The sequence below is a fragment of the Sinobaca sp. SA16-1 genome (genome assembly GCF_059510515.1).
Window position 1 is genome coordinate 512,869 of the sequence record NZ_JCAKFL010000003.1, and the last position, 15,337, is coordinate 528,205.

Below are 15,337 nucleotides of genomic sequence, written 5' to 3' on the forward strand. Positions count from 1 at the left end.
CAGCGCAGACTCTGGACAAAAATCCAAAACGTGCCGGCTGAAATAAAATACGAAATAATAGAGGGGGAATTGGATGTTCCTCAAACGATTGGAAATTCAAGGATTTAAATCCTTTGCTGAAGAGATGGACATAGAATTCACACCGGGAATGACAACCGTAGTTGGTCCCAATGGAAGTGGAAAAAGCAATATTGCAGATGGGATACGCTGGGTGCTCGGCGAGCAGTCGCCCCGGTCTTTACGTGGTGCAAAGATGGAAGATGTTATTTTTGCAGGAAGCGATACGAGAGCTCCGCTGAATATGGCTGAAGTAACGCTTGTACTCGACAATGAGCAGGAAGAGCTTGGAATGGAATGGGGAGAGATCAGCATTACACGAAAGCTTTACCGCTCCGGGGAAAGTGAATACTTAATGAACCGGCAGCCCTGCCGGCGCAGGGATATTGTTGATTTGTTTATGGACTCCGGAATGGGAAGAGAAGCTTTTTCCATTATCGGGCAGGGCAGAGTGGAAGAAGTGCTCTCGAGCCGACCAGAAGACAGGCGCTCCATATTTGAAGAAGCAGCCGGTGTTCTTAAATACAAACAAAGAAAACAACAGGCAGGCCGGAAGCTCGAGGACACAGTGGAAAACCTGCAGAGAGTCGAAGATATTCTGCATGAACTTGAAAGCCAGATCGAGCCATTGAAAGAACAGGCATCGCTGGCAAAAGAATACTTGGAAAAATCTGAAGAACTCGAGCAGCAGGAAGCCGCTCTTACAGTTTATGAAATAGAAGAACGGCATGCAAAATGGGAAACACAGGTTGCTAAAGCCGAAGAATTAGAAAAAAAATATAAACAAACGGAAAAAGAATGGACCGGTCTGCAGGAAGAACGCGAGCGGTTAACAAGCAGGATGAAAAAACATGCCATTGACCTGGAAGAAAACCAGCAAAAATATATGATGCTCCGGGAGCAGCTGGAAAAAGAAGAAGGAAGACGCCTGCTGTTTCAGGAAAAAGAAAAAAATATCGAAGAAAAAAAAGCGGAACTGCAGCAAAGAATAGAACAGCTGCATGGACAGTCTGACTCCACCCGAAAAGACTGGGAAGCGAGAAAAGAAGAGCTGGAGCAGCTCAAAGCTAAAGAAGAGCAGGTAAAAGAGTCCTTGTCGCTCATTCAAAAGCAGCTTGCCGAAAATATGAATTCTCTGCAGCCGCAGATAGAAGACATGAAATCGGATTATATCGAAAAGCTCAATGCCCGTGCAGCGATCCGTAATGAAGAAAAATACCTTCAGGATCAACAGGCGGGAATGCGCCGTAAAGCCGGGTCCGCTGATGCCGAAAATGAAGCTTTTCTAAACGAGCGCAAAGAAGCCGAAGCCGTATTTGCAGAAAAGCAGAAAGAAAGCAGCGAATGGAGCAGCCAGGATCTGGCCTGCAAAGAAGCCGAAGAACAGGCCGAAAAAAACAGCCGGCTGATAAGCGCTGAGGCATCGGAAAAAGAAAAGCAGATGTACAAAGCCTACCGCTACCTGGATGAGGCTAAATCGAGGCTTTCGCTGTTAAAAGAAATGGAAACCGATTATTCTGGTTTTAATCAAGGTGTAAAAGAAATATTACAAGCGCGCAGTGCAAAGCTCAAAGGCATTATCGGAGCCGTGGCGGAACTGATAACAGTGCCGGAGAAATATGTAACGGCCGTGGAAACTGCTCTTGGCGCTGCCATGCAGCATATTGTCGTAGAAGAGGAAGCGGACGCACGTGCGGCGATTGCCCATTTGAAGCAGCAGAAAAAAGGAAGAGCAACCTTTCTTCCGATCACCTCCATCCGCCGAAAAGAAGTACCGGCAAATACAAAAAAACAACTTGAGCAAATGACCGGCTACGAAGGAGTGGCAGCGGAGCATATTGCGGCAGATGATACCTACCACGCGATCGTCCATTCCCTTCTCGGTCATGTAATTTTAGCGGCAGACCTGGAAGCGGCCAATCAAATGGCGAGACAGTCCGGATTCCGTGTGCGAATCGTCACGTTGGAAGGCGATGTAGTGAATCCGGGCGGTTCAATGACCGGCGGGGCTCTGCAGCGTCAGGGCTCGGCTCTGCTCGGCAGAAAACAGGAAAGAATCAAGCTGGAAGAATCGTTAAAAGACATGCAGAAAAAGACCGTGCAGCTTGAAAAAGAAGCAGAGCAGGCAAAACAGGAAGCTGCAAAACAATATGAAGACTGGCAGGCTGCAAAATCAAAACGGGAACAAGCCCGCTTAAAAGCGGAAGAGGCAAGAGGACTTGCCCATGAAGCAAAAACAAAGCTGGACAGCGTCACTTCAAGGCTCTCTCATTATGACCGGGAAGCTCTTTCCCTGCAGGCGGAGCTGAACCGTATTCAGGAACGAGAAGCGCTGCTCCAGGAAAATAAAGAATCAGTGCAGGCGGCAGTTGAAAAGCTGGATGAAGATATTTCAGCAGCCGAACAGAAAGAAAAAGCCAGGACAGCTGCAGTAAGCGAAGCGAAAGAAAAAGAAACAGCCTGGAAAATGGAATGGTCGGCGCTGCACGAAACGGTCGTTAACCAGGAACGAGAAGTTGCCCGCCTTCAAAAAGAACATGAACAAAGAAAAACAGAGCTTCAACGCGCGGAAGAGGACCTGGAGTATTTTACAAATGATATTGTATCCATGCAGGGCGGCGAAAAGCAGCTGCAGTCCGACATAAAACAGGTAAAAGAAGCCATTGAAGAGCTTTCTGCAAAAATAGAAGCCGATCGAATCGATCAGCAGCGCAGATCGGAAAAAAGTGAAGAGATCGAACAAACGCAGATAAGACTCCAAAAAAAGCAGACAGAAGAACAGAACAGCCACCATGAAGTAAAAGTACAGGTCAACCGTCTGGATGCCGAACTGGAAACAAGGCTTCAGTTCATTCAGGATCATCTGTCAATGAGCTTTGAGCGGGCAAAAGACACGTATACATTAGAAGGCGAGCCGGAAGCGGTCCGTGACCGGATTCATCTGCTCAAGCTCGATATTGACGAGCTAGGAACGGTGAACCTTGGTGCTGTGGAAGAGTACGAAAGAGTGTACGAACGATTTACCTTCCTTTCCGCCCAGAAGCAGGATTTGACCGGAGCCAAAGAATCCCTCGATGAAGTAATGGCAGAAATGGATGAAGAAGTAACCCGCAGGTTCAGCGAAACGTTTACAGCTATAAAAAAAGAGTTCCACCAGATTTATGCGGAATTGTTTGGAGGCGGGGAAGCCGATCTGTACCTGACCAATCCGGACGAGCTGTTGACGACAGGAGTAGATATCATGGCACGGCCGCCGGGCAAAAAAAGGCAGCATTTATCCCTGCTGTCCGGAGGCGAAAAGGCACTGACCGCTATTGCGCTGCTGTTTGCAATTGTAAAGGTTAAACCGGCACCTTTCTGTGTGCTCGATGAAGTAGAAGCAGCTCTTGATGAAGCGAATGTAACGAGATTTGCCAAATACCTCCGGACGTTCAGCGAAACGACTCAGTTTATTGTAATCAGCCACCGTAAAGGAACAATGGAAGAAGCAGATGTGCTGTACGGGGTGACGATGCAGGAGTCCGGCGTTTCGAGAATGGTTTCTGTGAAGCTCGAAGAAGCTATGAAAGCAACAGTATAAGACAAACGAGGAGGAAGACGATGAGCTTTTTTGATAAATTAAAAGATAAATTTACCAATCAGTCAGACGGCGTGACGTCTAAATTTAAAGACGGCCTAAGCAAGACAAGAGATAATTTCACCGGGCGCATGAACGAACTATTTGCCCAGTACCGCACCGTGGATGAAGACTTTTTTGAAGAGCTGGAAGAGATTTTGATTGGAGCCGACGTAGGCGTAACAACCGTAATGGAGCTGGTCGAAGAGCTGGAACACGAAGCGCGCATCCAGAACATTACCGATACGAGGAAGCTGGCGCCGGTTATCAGCGAGAAACTGGCAGCAAAGCTGGAAAAGCGGGAAGACGATACCCGGCTTAACGTCCAGGAAGAGGGACTCACTGTCTTTTTATTTGTAGGCGTGAACGGAGTAGGCAAAACGACAACAATCGGGAAAGTCGCCCATTCCTTTAAACAGGAAGGAAAAAAAGTAATGCTTGCTGCAGGCGATACATTTCGTGCCGGAGCGATTGAGCAGCTTGAAGTTTGGGGAGAGCGGGTCGGTGTTGATGTCGTAAAGCAGCAGGCAGGATCTGATCCTGCAGCTGTAATGTATGATGCGATCCAGTCCGCGCGTTCAAAAAACGCGGACATTCTGCTCTGTGACACCGCGGGGCGTCTGCAGAACAAAGTAAACCTGATGAATGAGCTGGAAAAAGTAAAACGCGTGATCAGCAAAGAAATTCCGGATGCACCGCACGAAGTGCTGCTCGTGCTGGATGCAACGACAGGCCAGAACGCGCTGAGCCAGGTGAAAACATTCAAGCAGGCAACAAATATCAGCGGTATTGTGCTGACGAAACTGGACGGAACGGCAAAAGGCGGTATTGTCCTGGCTATTCGAAACGAGCTCGATGTGCCGGTGAAACTAATCGGCCTGGGAGAAAAAGTGGAGGACCTGCAGCCATTTGATGCCGAGCAGTTTGTATACGGGCTTTTCAAGGAGCTCGTTGAAGCATAGACTGTTAAGTTTTTAACTTGACGGAATATATTTGATGCGTTAAAATAAAATCGTCCTTTCCATCCAAAAGCTTAAAGTAATAGATATTTTGCAGAAGAAGGTGGAGACCATGTTAGAAAAAACGGTCCGAATTAATGCCCTGTTTGATTTTTACCAGCTTCTTTTAACCGACAAACAACAAAAATATGTAGAACTTTACTTTTTAGATGACTACTCACTAGGTGAAATTGCAGAGTGGTTCAAAGTGAGCCGCCAGGCTGTTTTTGATAATATCAAGCGCACAGAGGCAATGCTTGAAGAATACGAACAGAAGCTTGGTTTATACAGTAAGTATATAGCAAGGTCTGAACTGTATGAAAAGATCAAAACAGACAGCGCCCGCGTACTGCAGTATGTAGAACAGCTGGAAACAATGGAAGAGGGGGGAATAAGCGAATGGCATTTGAAGGATTAGCTGAACGACTCCAGGGAACCTTTGACAAAATAAAAAGCCGCGGCGTCGTCACGGAAGCAGATGTAAAAGAAATGATGCGCGAAGTAAGGCTTGCGCTGCTTGAAGCCGACGTTAACTTTAAAGTTGTTAAAAAGTTTGTCAACGACGTTAAAGAGCGGGCAACGGGCCAGGAAGTAATGAAAAGCCTGACACCCGGCCAGCAGGTTATTAAAGTAGTTAACGAAGAGCTGACCAACCTGATGGGAAAAGAACAGAGCAAAATTGCAGTTTCCTCCAAGTCACCGACCGTTGTTATGATGGTCGGCCTGCAGGGTGCAGGTAAGACAACGACGACGGCAAAGCTTGCTCAGTTTCTCCGCAAAAAAAATAATCGTAATCCGCTTATGGCAGCAGCCGACGTATATCGTCCGGCCGCCATTAAACAGCTGGAAACGCTAGGCACCCAGCTGAGCATGCCTGTGTTTTCCATGGGAGACCAGATAAGCCCGGTGGAAATTGCGAAACGATCTGTAGAACAGGCAAAAGAAGATCATCAGGATTATGTGCTGATTGATACAGCCGGCCGCCTGCATTTGGATGAAACGCTGATGGATGAGCTGGTTAATATTAAAGAAGCAGTAAATCCCGATGAAATTCTGCTCGTAGTTGACGCGATGACGGGTCAGGATGCAGTCAATGTGGCAGAAAGTTTCAATGAGCAGCTCGGTATTACGGGAGTGGTGCTGACAAAACTGGATGGCGATACACGTGGAGGCGCGGCGATATCGGTTAAGGCTGTTACAGATAAACCGATCAAGTTCGCCGGTACCGGTGAGAAAATCGATGCGCTTGAAGCGTTTCATCCGGAACGGATGGCTTCGCGGATTCTAGGAATGGGAGACGTGTTGTCACTTATTGAAAAAGCGGAGTTCTCGGTGGACGAGGAAAAAGCCAAGGAAATGGAACGAAAGATGCGCACGGCTGATCTGACGTTCGATGATTTCCTGGAACAGCTCGAACAGGTTAGAGGCATGGGGCCGCTCGATGAATTGTTAAACATGATTCCCGGCGCCGGAAAAATGAAAGGCCTTAAAAACGCCCAGGTCGATGAGAGCCAGATCGGCCGTGTGGAAGCCATTGTGCGTTCGATGACCAAAAAAGAAAAATCAGAGCCTTCCATAATCAACGCAAGCCGGAAACGGCGTATTGCAAAAGGCAGCGGTACGACAATTCAGGATGTGAACCGCCTGCTTAAACAGTTCGAAGATATGAAGAAAATGATGAAGCAGATGAGCACAATGAACAAAGGAAAGAAAAAAGGAAAAGGCAATATGTCCTTCCCATTTATGTAGTGAAAAGGAAAACCCCTTTACAGCGTTACAATTTTTTATTATAATAAGCAAATGTGCGAAAATAATCTAGGAGGTGCCTATATATGGCAGTTAAAATCAGACTTAAAAGAATGGGTTCAAAAAAGAGACCTTTTTACCGTGTAGTAGTGGCGGATTCCCGCGCTCCTCGTGATGGACGTTTTATTGAAGAAATCGGAACGTACAATCCTTTGGAGAAGCCGGCAGCTGTAAAGCTTGACGAAGACAAAGCTCTTGCATGGATGCAGGATGGTGCAAAACCTTCTGACACAGTAAGAAACTTGTTCTCCCGTGAAGGCCTTATGCAAAAGCTTCATGAAGCAAAAAGCGAAGCAAAAAAAGCGAAATAGTTTATGAAGGCAGAAAGGCGGTAACAGGATGAAAGAACTTGTGGAAACAATTGCGCGAGCTTTAGTTGACCACCCTGAACATGTAACTGTGAGCGAAGAGCAGCAGCGCCAGACCAGAGTGATTACCCTGTCTGTACACAAAGAAGATATGGGGAAAGTAATCGGAAAGCAAGGCAAAGTAGCTACCGCGATCAGGTCTGTCGTGTATGCTGCAGCGTCGCAGCAGCATCAGCATGTCCGTCTCGAAATCGCGGATTAAACAAAACGACTGGAAAAGGGCGGGGGAGACTCCGCTCTTTTTTTGTATTTACATAGAAACAAAAGGAAAAAACCTATATAATTTTAATAGAAGAGGTGAGCTAATGAATATAATAAAAAAAGTAACAGTCAAACACGTTTTAACAGAATCTCTGCGGGAAAAAATGCTTGCGGATTTTGGAAAGCAGAAAAAAAAGCTTCAGACAGAAATTGAACAGCTGCGTTTTCAGCTGCAGAAATATAAAAAATCAAACGGCCAGGCCAACCAGCAGGCGGTAGGACGCCTCGGCCAGGAAGCGAAAAAGCGGGAAGACAAAAATGATAAACTCGATAAACAGATCACAAGGCTTAAAGATCTGGCAATTGGTACAGAGATATCTTTCGGCCAGGTGGACCAGGTGAAGGATGTTCAGGTTGGAGATGCATGGATCGGCGGAAGCCGGGAGGAAATCATTGTAAAAGACCAGCGTGTGATCGAGATTAGAGCAGTGGAGGCAGAAGATACGAATGGAATGGTTTAATGTAGGCAGAATTGTTAATACACATGGCGTAAGAGGCGAAGTACGGGTAATCCCGGTAACTGATTTTGAAGAAGAGCGGTTTCGTACCGGCAATGTGCTTTACGTCGGCGACCGCCCCCTTACTATTAAAGCAGTGCGGCCCCATAAACAGTTTCAGCTGTTAACGTTTGAAGAAATCACTTCCCTGGACCAGGCCCGGGAAATAAAAGACACCGTGCTCAAAATTCCGGAAACCGAACGCGGAGAGCTGGAAGATGGAGAGTTTTACTACAGCGATATTATTGGATGCGGCGTCTGGAGTGATGAGGGGGATTATTTAGGAAAAATTAAAGAAATTCTCTCTCCAGGTGCAAATGACGTCTGGGTCATATCTGCCGGCCAGAATAAGAAGGACATTCTGCTTCCGTATATTGACGATGTAGTCAAAAAAATAGACATCGAATCGAAACGAATTGATGTTCATGTGATAGAGGGGCTGCTTTCCTGATGCGGATCGATTTTCTTACATTATTTCCGGAAATGTTCGAAGGCGTGCTGCATTCTTCCATGCTTAAAAAAGCACAGGAAAAAAACGCCGTTCAGTATGTTCTTCATAATTTCCGGGAGTACACAGAGAATAAACACAATCGCGTAGATGACTATCCATATGGAGGAGGAGCGGGAATGGTACTTGCCGCCCAGCCTGTCTACGATGCTCTGGAGGCTGTTAAAGAGGCGGCCGGGGACACAAAGCCGCGGATTGTTCTCTTATGTCCGCAGGGAGCCCGCTACACCCAGGAAAAAGCAAGAGAGCTTGCCGGGGAGCAGCACTTGATTCTCGTATGCGGACATTATGAAGGCTATGACGAGCGTATTCGGGAACATATGGTGACCGACGAAATCTCGATCGGAGATTTCGTCCTGACGGGAGGAGAACTGGGAGCGATGGTCATTGCAGACAGCGTAACCCGCCTGCTTCCTGAAGTATTAGGCAACGAGGAATCGGCACAAAAAGATTCGTTTGAAGAAAACAGGCTGGAACATCCCCACTATACGAGACCGGCGGAATTCAGGGGCTGGAAGGTCCCGGATGTACTGTTGTCCGGCCATCATAAAAATATTGAAGCGTGGCGCCGGGAAGAATCATTAAAGCGCACGCAGGAGCGGCGCCCGGATTTACTGGACGGTAAAATGGACTGCGAAAATAATAAAAAATAGCATTGAAGTGAAGCTTTCGCTGTGCTATGATGTAATTTGTGGCGAAAGCCGATTGAATACGATGTTCCGCTGCCGTTGAACGGGCAAGAGCATGGGGAAAAGGAGGCGAATACAAATGCAAGAACTTATTCGCGAAATTACAAAAGACCAAATTAAAACGGATTTACCAGAATTTCGTGCGGGTGATACGGTTGTCGTACACGTGAAAGTAGTTGAGGGAACGCGTGAGCGTATCCAGCTGTTTGAAGGTGTCGTTATCAAAAGACGCGGCGGCGGAATCAGCGAAACATTTACAGTTCGTAAGATTTCTTACGGCACTGGTGTAGAGCGTACATTCCCAGTCCATTCACCACGTATTGATAAGATTGAGCGTAAACGCCGTGGTAAGGTTCGTCAAGCGAAACTATTCTACTTGCGCAAACTACGCGGAAAAGCAGCCCGTATTAAAGAAATTCGTTAATAGGATGCATGTAAAGACTGCAGCGGTATACCGCTGCAGTCTTTTTTCCAATAGGCACATATACATAGAAAACCAAATGTAAGTTAAAGAGAGTAGGAATAGAGATGCATATTCAATGGTATCCCGGCCATATGGCGAAAGCGAAACGAGAAGTAACCGAACAACTGAAAAAAGTAGATATTATTATAGAACTGGCTGATGCGAGAATCCCATTTTCATCAAGAAACCCGATGCTGGATTCGATCACGCAGCATAAACCACGGCTTATTATTTTAACGAAAAGCGATAAGGCAGATCCCGTATTGACATCAAAATGGACGGATCTGTGGAAAAATGACCATACCGAAGTGCTGTCGATGAATGCGCTGGAACAGCGGGGAGTAAAAGAATTAACCAATGCCGCTCAGCGTCTGGCGGCGCCTATGTTTGAAAAAATGAGAAAAAAGGGAATCCGTCCCCGTGCAATCCGGGCAATGATTATCGGCATCCCTAATGTCGGGAAGTCAACGTTAATTAACAGGCTCGTGGGAAGAAAAACGGCGAAAACAGGCGACCGCCCTGGTGTTACGAAAGCACAGCAGTGGCTCAAAGTAGGCAGTGACCTGGAACTGCTTGATACCCCCGGTATCCTCTGGCCTAAATTTGATGACCAACGTGTCGGGTATCATTTGGCTGCGACAGGCGCCATTAAAGATGAACTGCTGGATTTTCAAGATATTGCCCTATTTATTATTAAAGAATTAAGAACAAAGTACCCGGATGCCCTTCAGAGACGCTACAACCTTACAGAAGAGCTTCCTGAGGAAAATACGGAGCTGTTTGAAATGATTGGCCGAAAGCGCGGCTGTCTGCTTCAGGGAGGCTTTGTAGACTATGATAAGGCTGCAGAGCTGATTATTAACGACCTGCGCAAAGACAAACTGGGCGCGATTACGCTGGAGCATCCGGAAGACCTTCCCGAGGCGTAAATAAAAGTTAAAGTTATAAAGCCGGAGCCGATATAAGGAGTAGAAGATGACAGAATCCACGATAGCCCAGATAAAAACATTACTGAAAACAAACAATGCGACAAGCGAACAGCTGGAGACCTGGAAGCACGATAAACGAGCGGGTGTCCAGCATGCATTGAAAAGCTATGAAAAAAAGCAGCAGCTCATGGAAAAAGAGCGGCAGATGTATACAGATATGAGTCAATTCGAAAAAGAATACTATCAGCAGGGCATCCGATTTATTGCCGGCGTGGATGAAGTTGGCAGAGGGCCGCTGGCCGGACCGGTTACGGCAGCCGCAGTAATCCTTCCGGAAACATTAGTTATTCCGGGTCTTACGGATTCTAAAAAATTGTCAGAGGCTAAACGAAATTATTATAGTGAGATAATAAAAGAGGCAGCGATTGCTTACTGTATCCGGAACGTGGGAGCTGCGGATATTGATAAATATAATATATATCAGGCTTCCAAAATGGCGATGACGTGGGCGGTCGAAGGACTCGATGTCAAAGCGGAAGCACTGCTCGTTGATGCGATGGAGCTGCCGGTTTCACTGCCGCAGAGGTCTTTAATCAAAGGGGACTCGAGAAGCGTATCGATTGCGGCGGCTTCCGTTATTGCCAAAGTAGAACGGGACGGGGCCATGAAAAAAATGGCAGAAGCCTATCCGGGCTATTTTTTTGAAGACCATAAGGGATACGGGACAAAGGCTCATTTAGAAGCATTAAAAGCACATGGACTGACAAGGCACCACAGAAAAAGTTTTAAACCGGTCAGCGATTTATTATAAAAAGGGGAGGGCAGGAATGGCATGGTTGTACAACATATTACAGGCAGCAGTTTCCAAAGCCGGCCTGCCGCCACAGGTCTCCCCTCTCTGCAGAAAGGGGACTTGTTTCAAGCGAAAGCGGCAAAGCTTCTTCCCAATCAGCAGGTGATTCTTCAAATTGGAAAAAATAGTATATCGGGAAAGTTATCCGCGCCTTTGAATGTGAATGTAAATTACTTGTTTCGTGTAGAAAATAATCAAGAAACACTGCATTTGAAAGTGATCGGTCCCCTGCCTGCCGAAGGCCGCGGGAAAACCCCGGAGGTAATGACGCCGCTTCTTCAGAAAGCAGGCATGACCGGTCCAAAAACAACGCAGATGCTCGTGCAGTCCCTTTTGCAAAAAAATATCCCCTTTTCCCAGGCGTTTGTCGAACAAAGCACCCGGCTTTTAAAAGAAACCGGTGGAGCAGCTGCGGACAAAAGCGTAGAAGCGTTGACCGCCATGGCCGCTAAAAAAATTATGCCGGACAGGTCGCTTCTGGCTGCCGCACTCAGCCCGAAGAATACGGCGTCCGTTTTCCGTGATACACAGCAGGCCATGCAGAACATACAAAACCAGGCGGCTCCAGACAGTCGGCCTGCCGGGGCTCTTCAGCAGCAGCTTAAAGAGGTCGAAGCCCTGCTTCAGGTAAATAAAAACCAGACCCCTGTTTCTCCCGGACTTCTCGATGCAGCAAAAGCGGTCCTTTCGAAAGAATCCGACGCAGCCCTTAAAGCAGGCGCTTTTTCTCTGCTTGTGAAAGCAGGAGCCGCTGCTCCGGGACAGACACCAGCAGGATGGACGGCTGCTTTATATCGGGCAGCGGTGCCCGAATCTTCCGCTCCGGCCCAGTCTCCCGCCATGCAGCAGCAGTTTTTACATACATTTTTAAAATCGCTCGAATCCCTGTCCGCGGAAGCGCAGGCGGCACGGGCCGGAAGGTTGTTTTCGGCTGTTACGTCCAGTGAAGCCAGGCCCCTGCAGACCCTTATTCAACCGGGAAGTCCTGCCCTGCAGCCGGTAGAACAAGAAGCAATGGCGCGGCTGTTTCATGCAAAAGCGTCAGCGGATACGTTTTGGAATCCGTCGTTTGATTCGCTTTCCAAACAGTGGCTGCAGCTGCAGCAGAAGCTGGGATTATTTCACGAATCTGTACTAACCCATACTTCTGCCCAATCCCGGGAAGGGGCTGCAGAAGGGGAAGCAAAGCAGTGGCTGCTGCAGGCCCAGGCCGAGCTGAGTTCTTCAGGCAGACAGCAGCTGGATCCTCTGCTTGGACGGATTACTTCCCAGCAGCTTCAGGCATTGGAACAACCCGGCATTCTTCAGCAGCTGCAGACACAGATTCCTTTATTTCTCGGAACTTTTGCAGCTGATTTAACTATTGACTGGGAAGCCAAAAAAACACCGGAAGGCAAACTCGATCCCGATCACTGCCGGATGCTGTTACACGTAACCTTAGAAAGACTCGGGGAAACGGCGGCGGATATTACGATTCAAAACCGAAAACTGCAGCTGACGATTTTTAACGGGCAGGCGAAGCCGGAAGGTCTGTTTGAGATGCTTAAACCTTTTCTGGAAACACAGCTTGATAATATGGACTATGAGCTGTATGCGATAAACTGGAAGCAGACTGAAGAAATAAAAAAACAAATCCAGCCTTCTGTTATGCGGCTTGATAATAAAGGGGTGGATGTTAGAGTATGAACAGCAGAAAACCGGAAGCAAAGAAAATGGCAGCCGCTTTAAAATATGATCCGGCTCTTTGGCAGTCCCCTGTTATAAAAGCAAAAGGAAAGGGGCAGACCGCGGAAGAAATTCTGGCGCTTGCCCATGCTAATGGCATTCCGATCCAAAAAGATCCGATGCTCGTTGAAATGCTGGCGCAGCTGGAGATCAATCAGACCATCCCGGGAGAGCTGTATGAAGTGGTTGCTGAGGTGTTTTCTTTTCTATACCGCCTGGACCGGCAGTCCTATACAAAAAAATGAATAAACATTCATAAAAAGAAAATAAATAAAGTTTTGACGAATTGTTGAATTTATTGCGTTTTTTTTATACGATAATACATGTGTGCGAGATATTGTTTGTATAATTCAATGTTTCCGCCCAGTCCTTGCCCACAGGATAAATGAATGTGGTACTTCGTACAGAATCGTTAAGGAGGATGGAGAATACATGAATATTCATGAGTATCAGGGAAAAGATCTCCTCAGAAAATACGGCGTCGCTGTACCTAACGGAAAAGTGGCTTTCTCAGTGGAAGAAGCTGTAGAAGCTGCAAAAGAATTAGGAACAGAAGTCAGCGTAGTGAAAGCCCAGATTCATGCGGGCGGCAGAGGAAAAGCTGGTGGAGTAAAAGTAGCAAAAAACCTGGATGAGGTTCGTGAATACGCGAATGAAATTCTTGGTAAAACACTTGTTACGCATCAGACGGGACCAGAAGGCAAAGAAGTAAAGCGCTTACTTATTGAAGAAGGCTGCGATATTAAAAAAGAATACTATGTAGGCCTTGTGCTTGACCGTGAAACGTCTAAAGTTGTCATGATGGCTTCTGAAGAAGGCGGAACGGAAATTGAAGAGGTGGCAGAAAAAACACCTGAGAAAATTTTCAAGGAATATATTGATCCTGCTGTCGGCATGCAGGCTTTTCAGGCACGCCGTTTAGCTTTTAATATTAACATTCCTAAAGAGCAGCTTGGACAGGCAGTTAAATTCATGCTCGGCCTGTATCAGGTATTTGTTGAAAAAGACTGCTCGATTGCTGAAATCAACCCTCTTGTTACCACAGGAGACGGCGGCGTCATGGCACTTGATGCAAAGCTGAACTTTGATTCCAATGCGTTATACCGTCAAAAGGATATCGTAGAATACAGAGACCTTGATGAAGAGGATTTAAAAGAAATCGAAGCATCCAAGCACGATTTAAGCTACATTGCGCTTGATGGAAACATCGGATGCATGGTAAACGGAGCCGGTCTTGCTATGGCTACAATGGATATCATCAAGCACTATCACGGTGATCCCGCCAACTTCCTTGACGTTGGGGGCGGTGCGACTGCTGAAAAAGTAACAGAAGCCTTTAAAATCATCCTTTCCGATGAGCAGGTAAAAGGTATTTATGTAAACATTTTCGGCGGCATCATGAAGTGTGACATCATTGCAGATGGTGTTGTGGAAGCAACTAAACAGATTGGACTTGAAATCCCGCTCGTTGTCCGCCTTGAAGGTACAAACGTAGAACGTGGAAAAGAAATTCTTAAAGAATCAGGTCTTAATATTACCGCGGCTGACTCCATGGCTGATGGCGCACAAAAAATTGTATCTCTAGTAAAATAGAAAGGCGGGTCAATAATCATGAGTATTTTTATCAATAAAGATACAAAGGTAATTGTTCAGGGTATTACAGGCGCAACCGGCTTGTTTCATACCAAACAGGCTGTTGAATATGGCACGCAGATCGTAGGCGGTGTAACCCCTAAAAAAGGCGGTACAGAAGTAGAAGGCATCCCTGTTTTTGATACAGTGACAGATGCTGTTAATGCTACAGGTGCTACTGCATCCGTAATATATGTTCCACCAGCTTTCGCAGCAGACGCCATTATGGAAGCTGTCGATGCAGAGCTTGATCTGGCTATCTGCATCACAGAAGGCATTCCTGTATTGGATATGACGAAAGTGAGACGTTACATGGAAGGCAAAAAAACCCGTCTCGTCGGTCCTAACTGCCCGGGTGTTATCACACCTGATGAATGTAAGATTGGTATTATGCCGGGCTACATTCATAAAAAAGGCCATGTAGGTGTTGTTTCCAGATCCGGCACCTTGACGTATGAAGCGGTTCATCAGCTTTCTACAGCAGGTGTAGGACAGTCAACTGCCGTAGGAATCGGCGGCGACCCTGTTAACGGTACGGACTTCATTGATGTTCTTAATGCGTTTAACCAAGATGATGATACAGAGGCTGTCATCATGATCGGCGAGATCGGCGGAACTGCAGAAGAAGAAGCTGCAGAGTGGATCAAAGCGAACATGAAAAAGCCTGTTGTTGGATTTATCGGCGGTGCAACAGCCCCTCCAGGCAAAAGAATGGGCCACGCAGGCGCTATTATTTCCGGAGGAAAAGGAACAGCTGAAGAAAAAATCAAAACACTTGAAGCATGCGGTGTCAGTGTAGCGGCAACGCCGTCTGATATGGGCGATACGCTTCTAAAAGCACTTAAAGAAAACAATTTGTATGATAAGTGTCTGACTCATGAACCTACAGCAAAATAAATAAAAAAAGCGGCGCTGTTTCGACAGCGCCGCCTTAT

Annotated in this window: 16 protein-coding genes; all 16 read left to right on the top strand. The window is 46.8% G+C overall.

Annotated elements, in window-relative coordinates:
* Positions 1–73: 73 nt before the first annotated feature.
* Positions 74–3,637: a chromosome segregation protein SMC gene (gene smc / locus AC5W2J_RS10595; RefSeq protein WP_496059425.1), complete on the top strand. Its 3,564-nt coding sequence runs from the start codon at positions 74–76 to the stop codon at positions 3,635–3,637.
* Positions 3,638–3,657: 20 nt separating this feature from the next.
* Positions 3,658–4,635, top strand: coding sequence for a signal recognition particle-docking protein FtsY (gene ftsY / locus AC5W2J_RS10600; RefSeq protein ID WP_496059426.1), 978 nt, complete (start codon positions 3,658–3,660; stop codon positions 4,633–4,635).
* A gap of 109 nt (positions 4,636–4,744) precedes the next feature.
* Positions 4,745–5,089, top strand: coding sequence for a putative DNA-binding protein (locus tag AC5W2J_RS10605; protein WP_496059427.1), 345 nt, complete (start codon positions 4,745–4,747; stop codon positions 5,087–5,089).
* Complete coding sequence (gene ffh, locus AC5W2J_RS10610) at positions 5,071–6,420, top strand: signal recognition particle protein (protein WP_496059428.1); 1,350 nt, start codon at positions 5,071–5,073, stop codon at positions 6,418–6,420. Before AC5W2J_RS10605 ends, ffh begins: the two co-directional genes overlap by 19 nt.
* Before the next feature lie 83 nt (positions 6,421–6,503).
* Positions 6,504–6,788: a 30S ribosomal protein S16 gene (rpsP, locus tag AC5W2J_RS10615; protein ID WP_120192278.1), complete on the top strand. Its 285-nt coding sequence runs from the start codon at positions 6,504–6,506 to the stop codon at positions 6,786–6,788.
* 28 nt (positions 6,789–6,816) lie between these two features.
* Positions 6,817–7,047 carry a KH domain-containing protein gene (locus AC5W2J_RS10620; protein WP_496059429.1) on the top strand — a complete coding sequence of 77 codons (231 nt, stop codon included), beginning with the start codon at positions 6,817–6,819 and terminating at the stop codon, positions 7,045–7,047.
* 103 nt (positions 7,048–7,150) lie between these two features.
* Positions 7,151–7,567 carry a YlqD family protein gene (locus AC5W2J_RS10625; protein WP_496059430.1) on the top strand — a complete coding sequence of 139 codons (417 nt, stop codon included), beginning with the start codon at positions 7,151–7,153 and terminating at the stop codon, positions 7,565–7,567.
* Positions 7,554–8,054: a ribosome maturation factor RimM gene (rimM, locus tag AC5W2J_RS10630; protein ID WP_496059431.1), complete on the top strand. Its 501-nt coding sequence runs from the start codon at positions 7,554–7,556 to the stop codon at positions 8,052–8,054. Before AC5W2J_RS10625 ends, rimM begins: the two co-directional genes overlap by 14 nt.
* Positions 8,054–8,764 (top strand): tRNA (guanosine(37)-N1)-methyltransferase TrmD, encoded by a 711-nt coding sequence (trmD, locus tag AC5W2J_RS10635; RefSeq protein WP_496059432.1) that lies wholly within the window; start codon positions 8,054–8,056, stop codon positions 8,762–8,764. Before rimM ends, trmD begins: the two co-directional genes overlap by 1 nt.
* A gap of 115 nt (positions 8,765–8,879) precedes the next feature.
* Entirely contained in the window at positions 8,880–9,224 is a 345-nt protein-coding gene (rplS, locus tag AC5W2J_RS10640) for a 50S ribosomal protein L19 (RefSeq protein ID WP_120192273.1), read from the top strand.
* Positions 9,225–9,328: 104 nt separating this feature from the next.
* A complete protein-coding gene (gene ylqF / locus AC5W2J_RS10645; RefSeq protein ID WP_496059433.1) occupies positions 9,329–10,192 on the top strand; it encodes a ribosome biogenesis GTPase YlqF in 864 nt (287 codons plus the stop codon).
* 46 nt (positions 10,193–10,238) lie between these two features.
* Positions 10,239–11,003 (top strand): ribonuclease HII, encoded by a 765-nt coding sequence (rnhB, locus tag AC5W2J_RS10650; RefSeq protein WP_496059434.1) that lies wholly within the window; start codon positions 10,239–10,241, stop codon positions 11,001–11,003.
* 21 nt (positions 11,004–11,024) lie between these two features.
* Positions 11,025–12,731, top strand: coding sequence for a hypothetical protein (locus AC5W2J_RS10655; protein ID WP_496059435.1), 1,707 nt, complete (start codon positions 11,025–11,027; stop codon positions 12,729–12,731).
* Complete coding sequence (locus AC5W2J_RS10660) at positions 12,728–13,015, top strand: EscU/YscU/HrcU family type III secretion system export apparatus switch protein (RefSeq protein WP_496059436.1); 288 nt, start codon at positions 12,728–12,730, stop codon at positions 13,013–13,015. The genes AC5W2J_RS10655 and AC5W2J_RS10660 overlap by 4 nt, the downstream gene beginning before the upstream one ends.
* A gap of 187 nt (positions 13,016–13,202) precedes the next feature.
* On the top strand, positions 13,203–14,363 hold the full coding sequence (sucC, locus tag AC5W2J_RS10665) for an ADP-forming succinate--CoA ligase subunit beta (protein ID WP_496059437.1): 1,161 nt from the start codon (positions 13,203–13,205) through the stop codon (positions 14,361–14,363).
* Positions 14,364–14,381: 18 nt separating this feature from the next.
* Positions 14,382–15,299: a succinate--CoA ligase subunit alpha gene (sucD, locus tag AC5W2J_RS10670; RefSeq protein WP_496059438.1), complete on the top strand. Its 918-nt coding sequence runs from the start codon at positions 14,382–14,384 to the stop codon at positions 15,297–15,299.
* Positions 15,300–15,337 lie beyond the last annotated feature (38 nt).

Excerpts from the sequence above, each read along its gene's own strand:
- smc (WP_496059425.1), top strand. The coding sequence starts at position 74 with ATGTTCCTCAAACGATTGGAAATTCAAGGATTTAAATCCTTTGCTGAA.
- ftsY (WP_496059426.1), top strand. The coding sequence starts at position 3,658 with ATGAGCTTTTTTGATAAATTAAAAGATAAATTTACCAATCAGTCAGAC.
- AC5W2J_RS10605 (WP_496059427.1), top strand. The coding sequence starts at position 4,745 with ATGTTAGAAAAAACGGTCCGAATTAATGCCCTGTTTGATTTTTACCAG.
- ffh (WP_496059428.1), top strand. The coding sequence starts at position 5,071 with ATGGCATTTGAAGGATTAGCTGAACGACTCCAGGGAACCTTTGACAAA.
- rpsP (WP_120192278.1), top strand. The coding sequence starts at position 6,504 with ATGGCAGTTAAAATCAGACTTAAAAGAATGGGTTCAAAAAAGAGACCT.
- AC5W2J_RS10620 (WP_496059429.1), top strand. The coding sequence starts at position 6,817 with ATGAAAGAACTTGTGGAAACAATTGCGCGAGCTTTAGTTGACCACCCT.
- AC5W2J_RS10625 (WP_496059430.1), top strand. The coding sequence starts at position 7,151 with ATGAATATAATAAAAAAAGTAACAGTCAAACACGTTTTAACAGAATCT.
- rimM (WP_496059431.1), top strand. The coding sequence starts at position 7,554 with ATGGAATGGTTTAATGTAGGCAGAATTGTTAATACACATGGCGTAAGA.
- trmD (WP_496059432.1), top strand. The coding sequence starts at position 8,054 with ATGCGGATCGATTTTCTTACATTATTTCCGGAAATGTTCGAAGGCGTG.
- rplS (WP_120192273.1), top strand. The coding sequence starts at position 8,880 with ATGCAAGAACTTATTCGCGAAATTACAAAAGACCAAATTAAAACGGAT.
- ylqF (WP_496059433.1), top strand. The coding sequence starts at position 9,329 with ATGCATATTCAATGGTATCCCGGCCATATGGCGAAAGCGAAACGAGAA.
- rnhB (WP_496059434.1), top strand. The coding sequence starts at position 10,239 with ATGACAGAATCCACGATAGCCCAGATAAAAACATTACTGAAAACAAAC.
- AC5W2J_RS10655 (WP_496059435.1), top strand. The coding sequence starts at position 11,025 with ATGGTTGTACAACATATTACAGGCAGCAGTTTCCAAAGCCGGCCTGCC.
- AC5W2J_RS10660 (WP_496059436.1), top strand. The coding sequence starts at position 12,728 with ATGAACAGCAGAAAACCGGAAGCAAAGAAAATGGCAGCCGCTTTAAAA.
- sucC (WP_496059437.1), top strand. The coding sequence starts at position 13,203 with ATGAATATTCATGAGTATCAGGGAAAAGATCTCCTCAGAAAATACGGC.
- sucD (WP_496059438.1), top strand. The coding sequence starts at position 14,382 with ATGAGTATTTTTATCAATAAAGATACAAAGGTAATTGTTCAGGGTATT.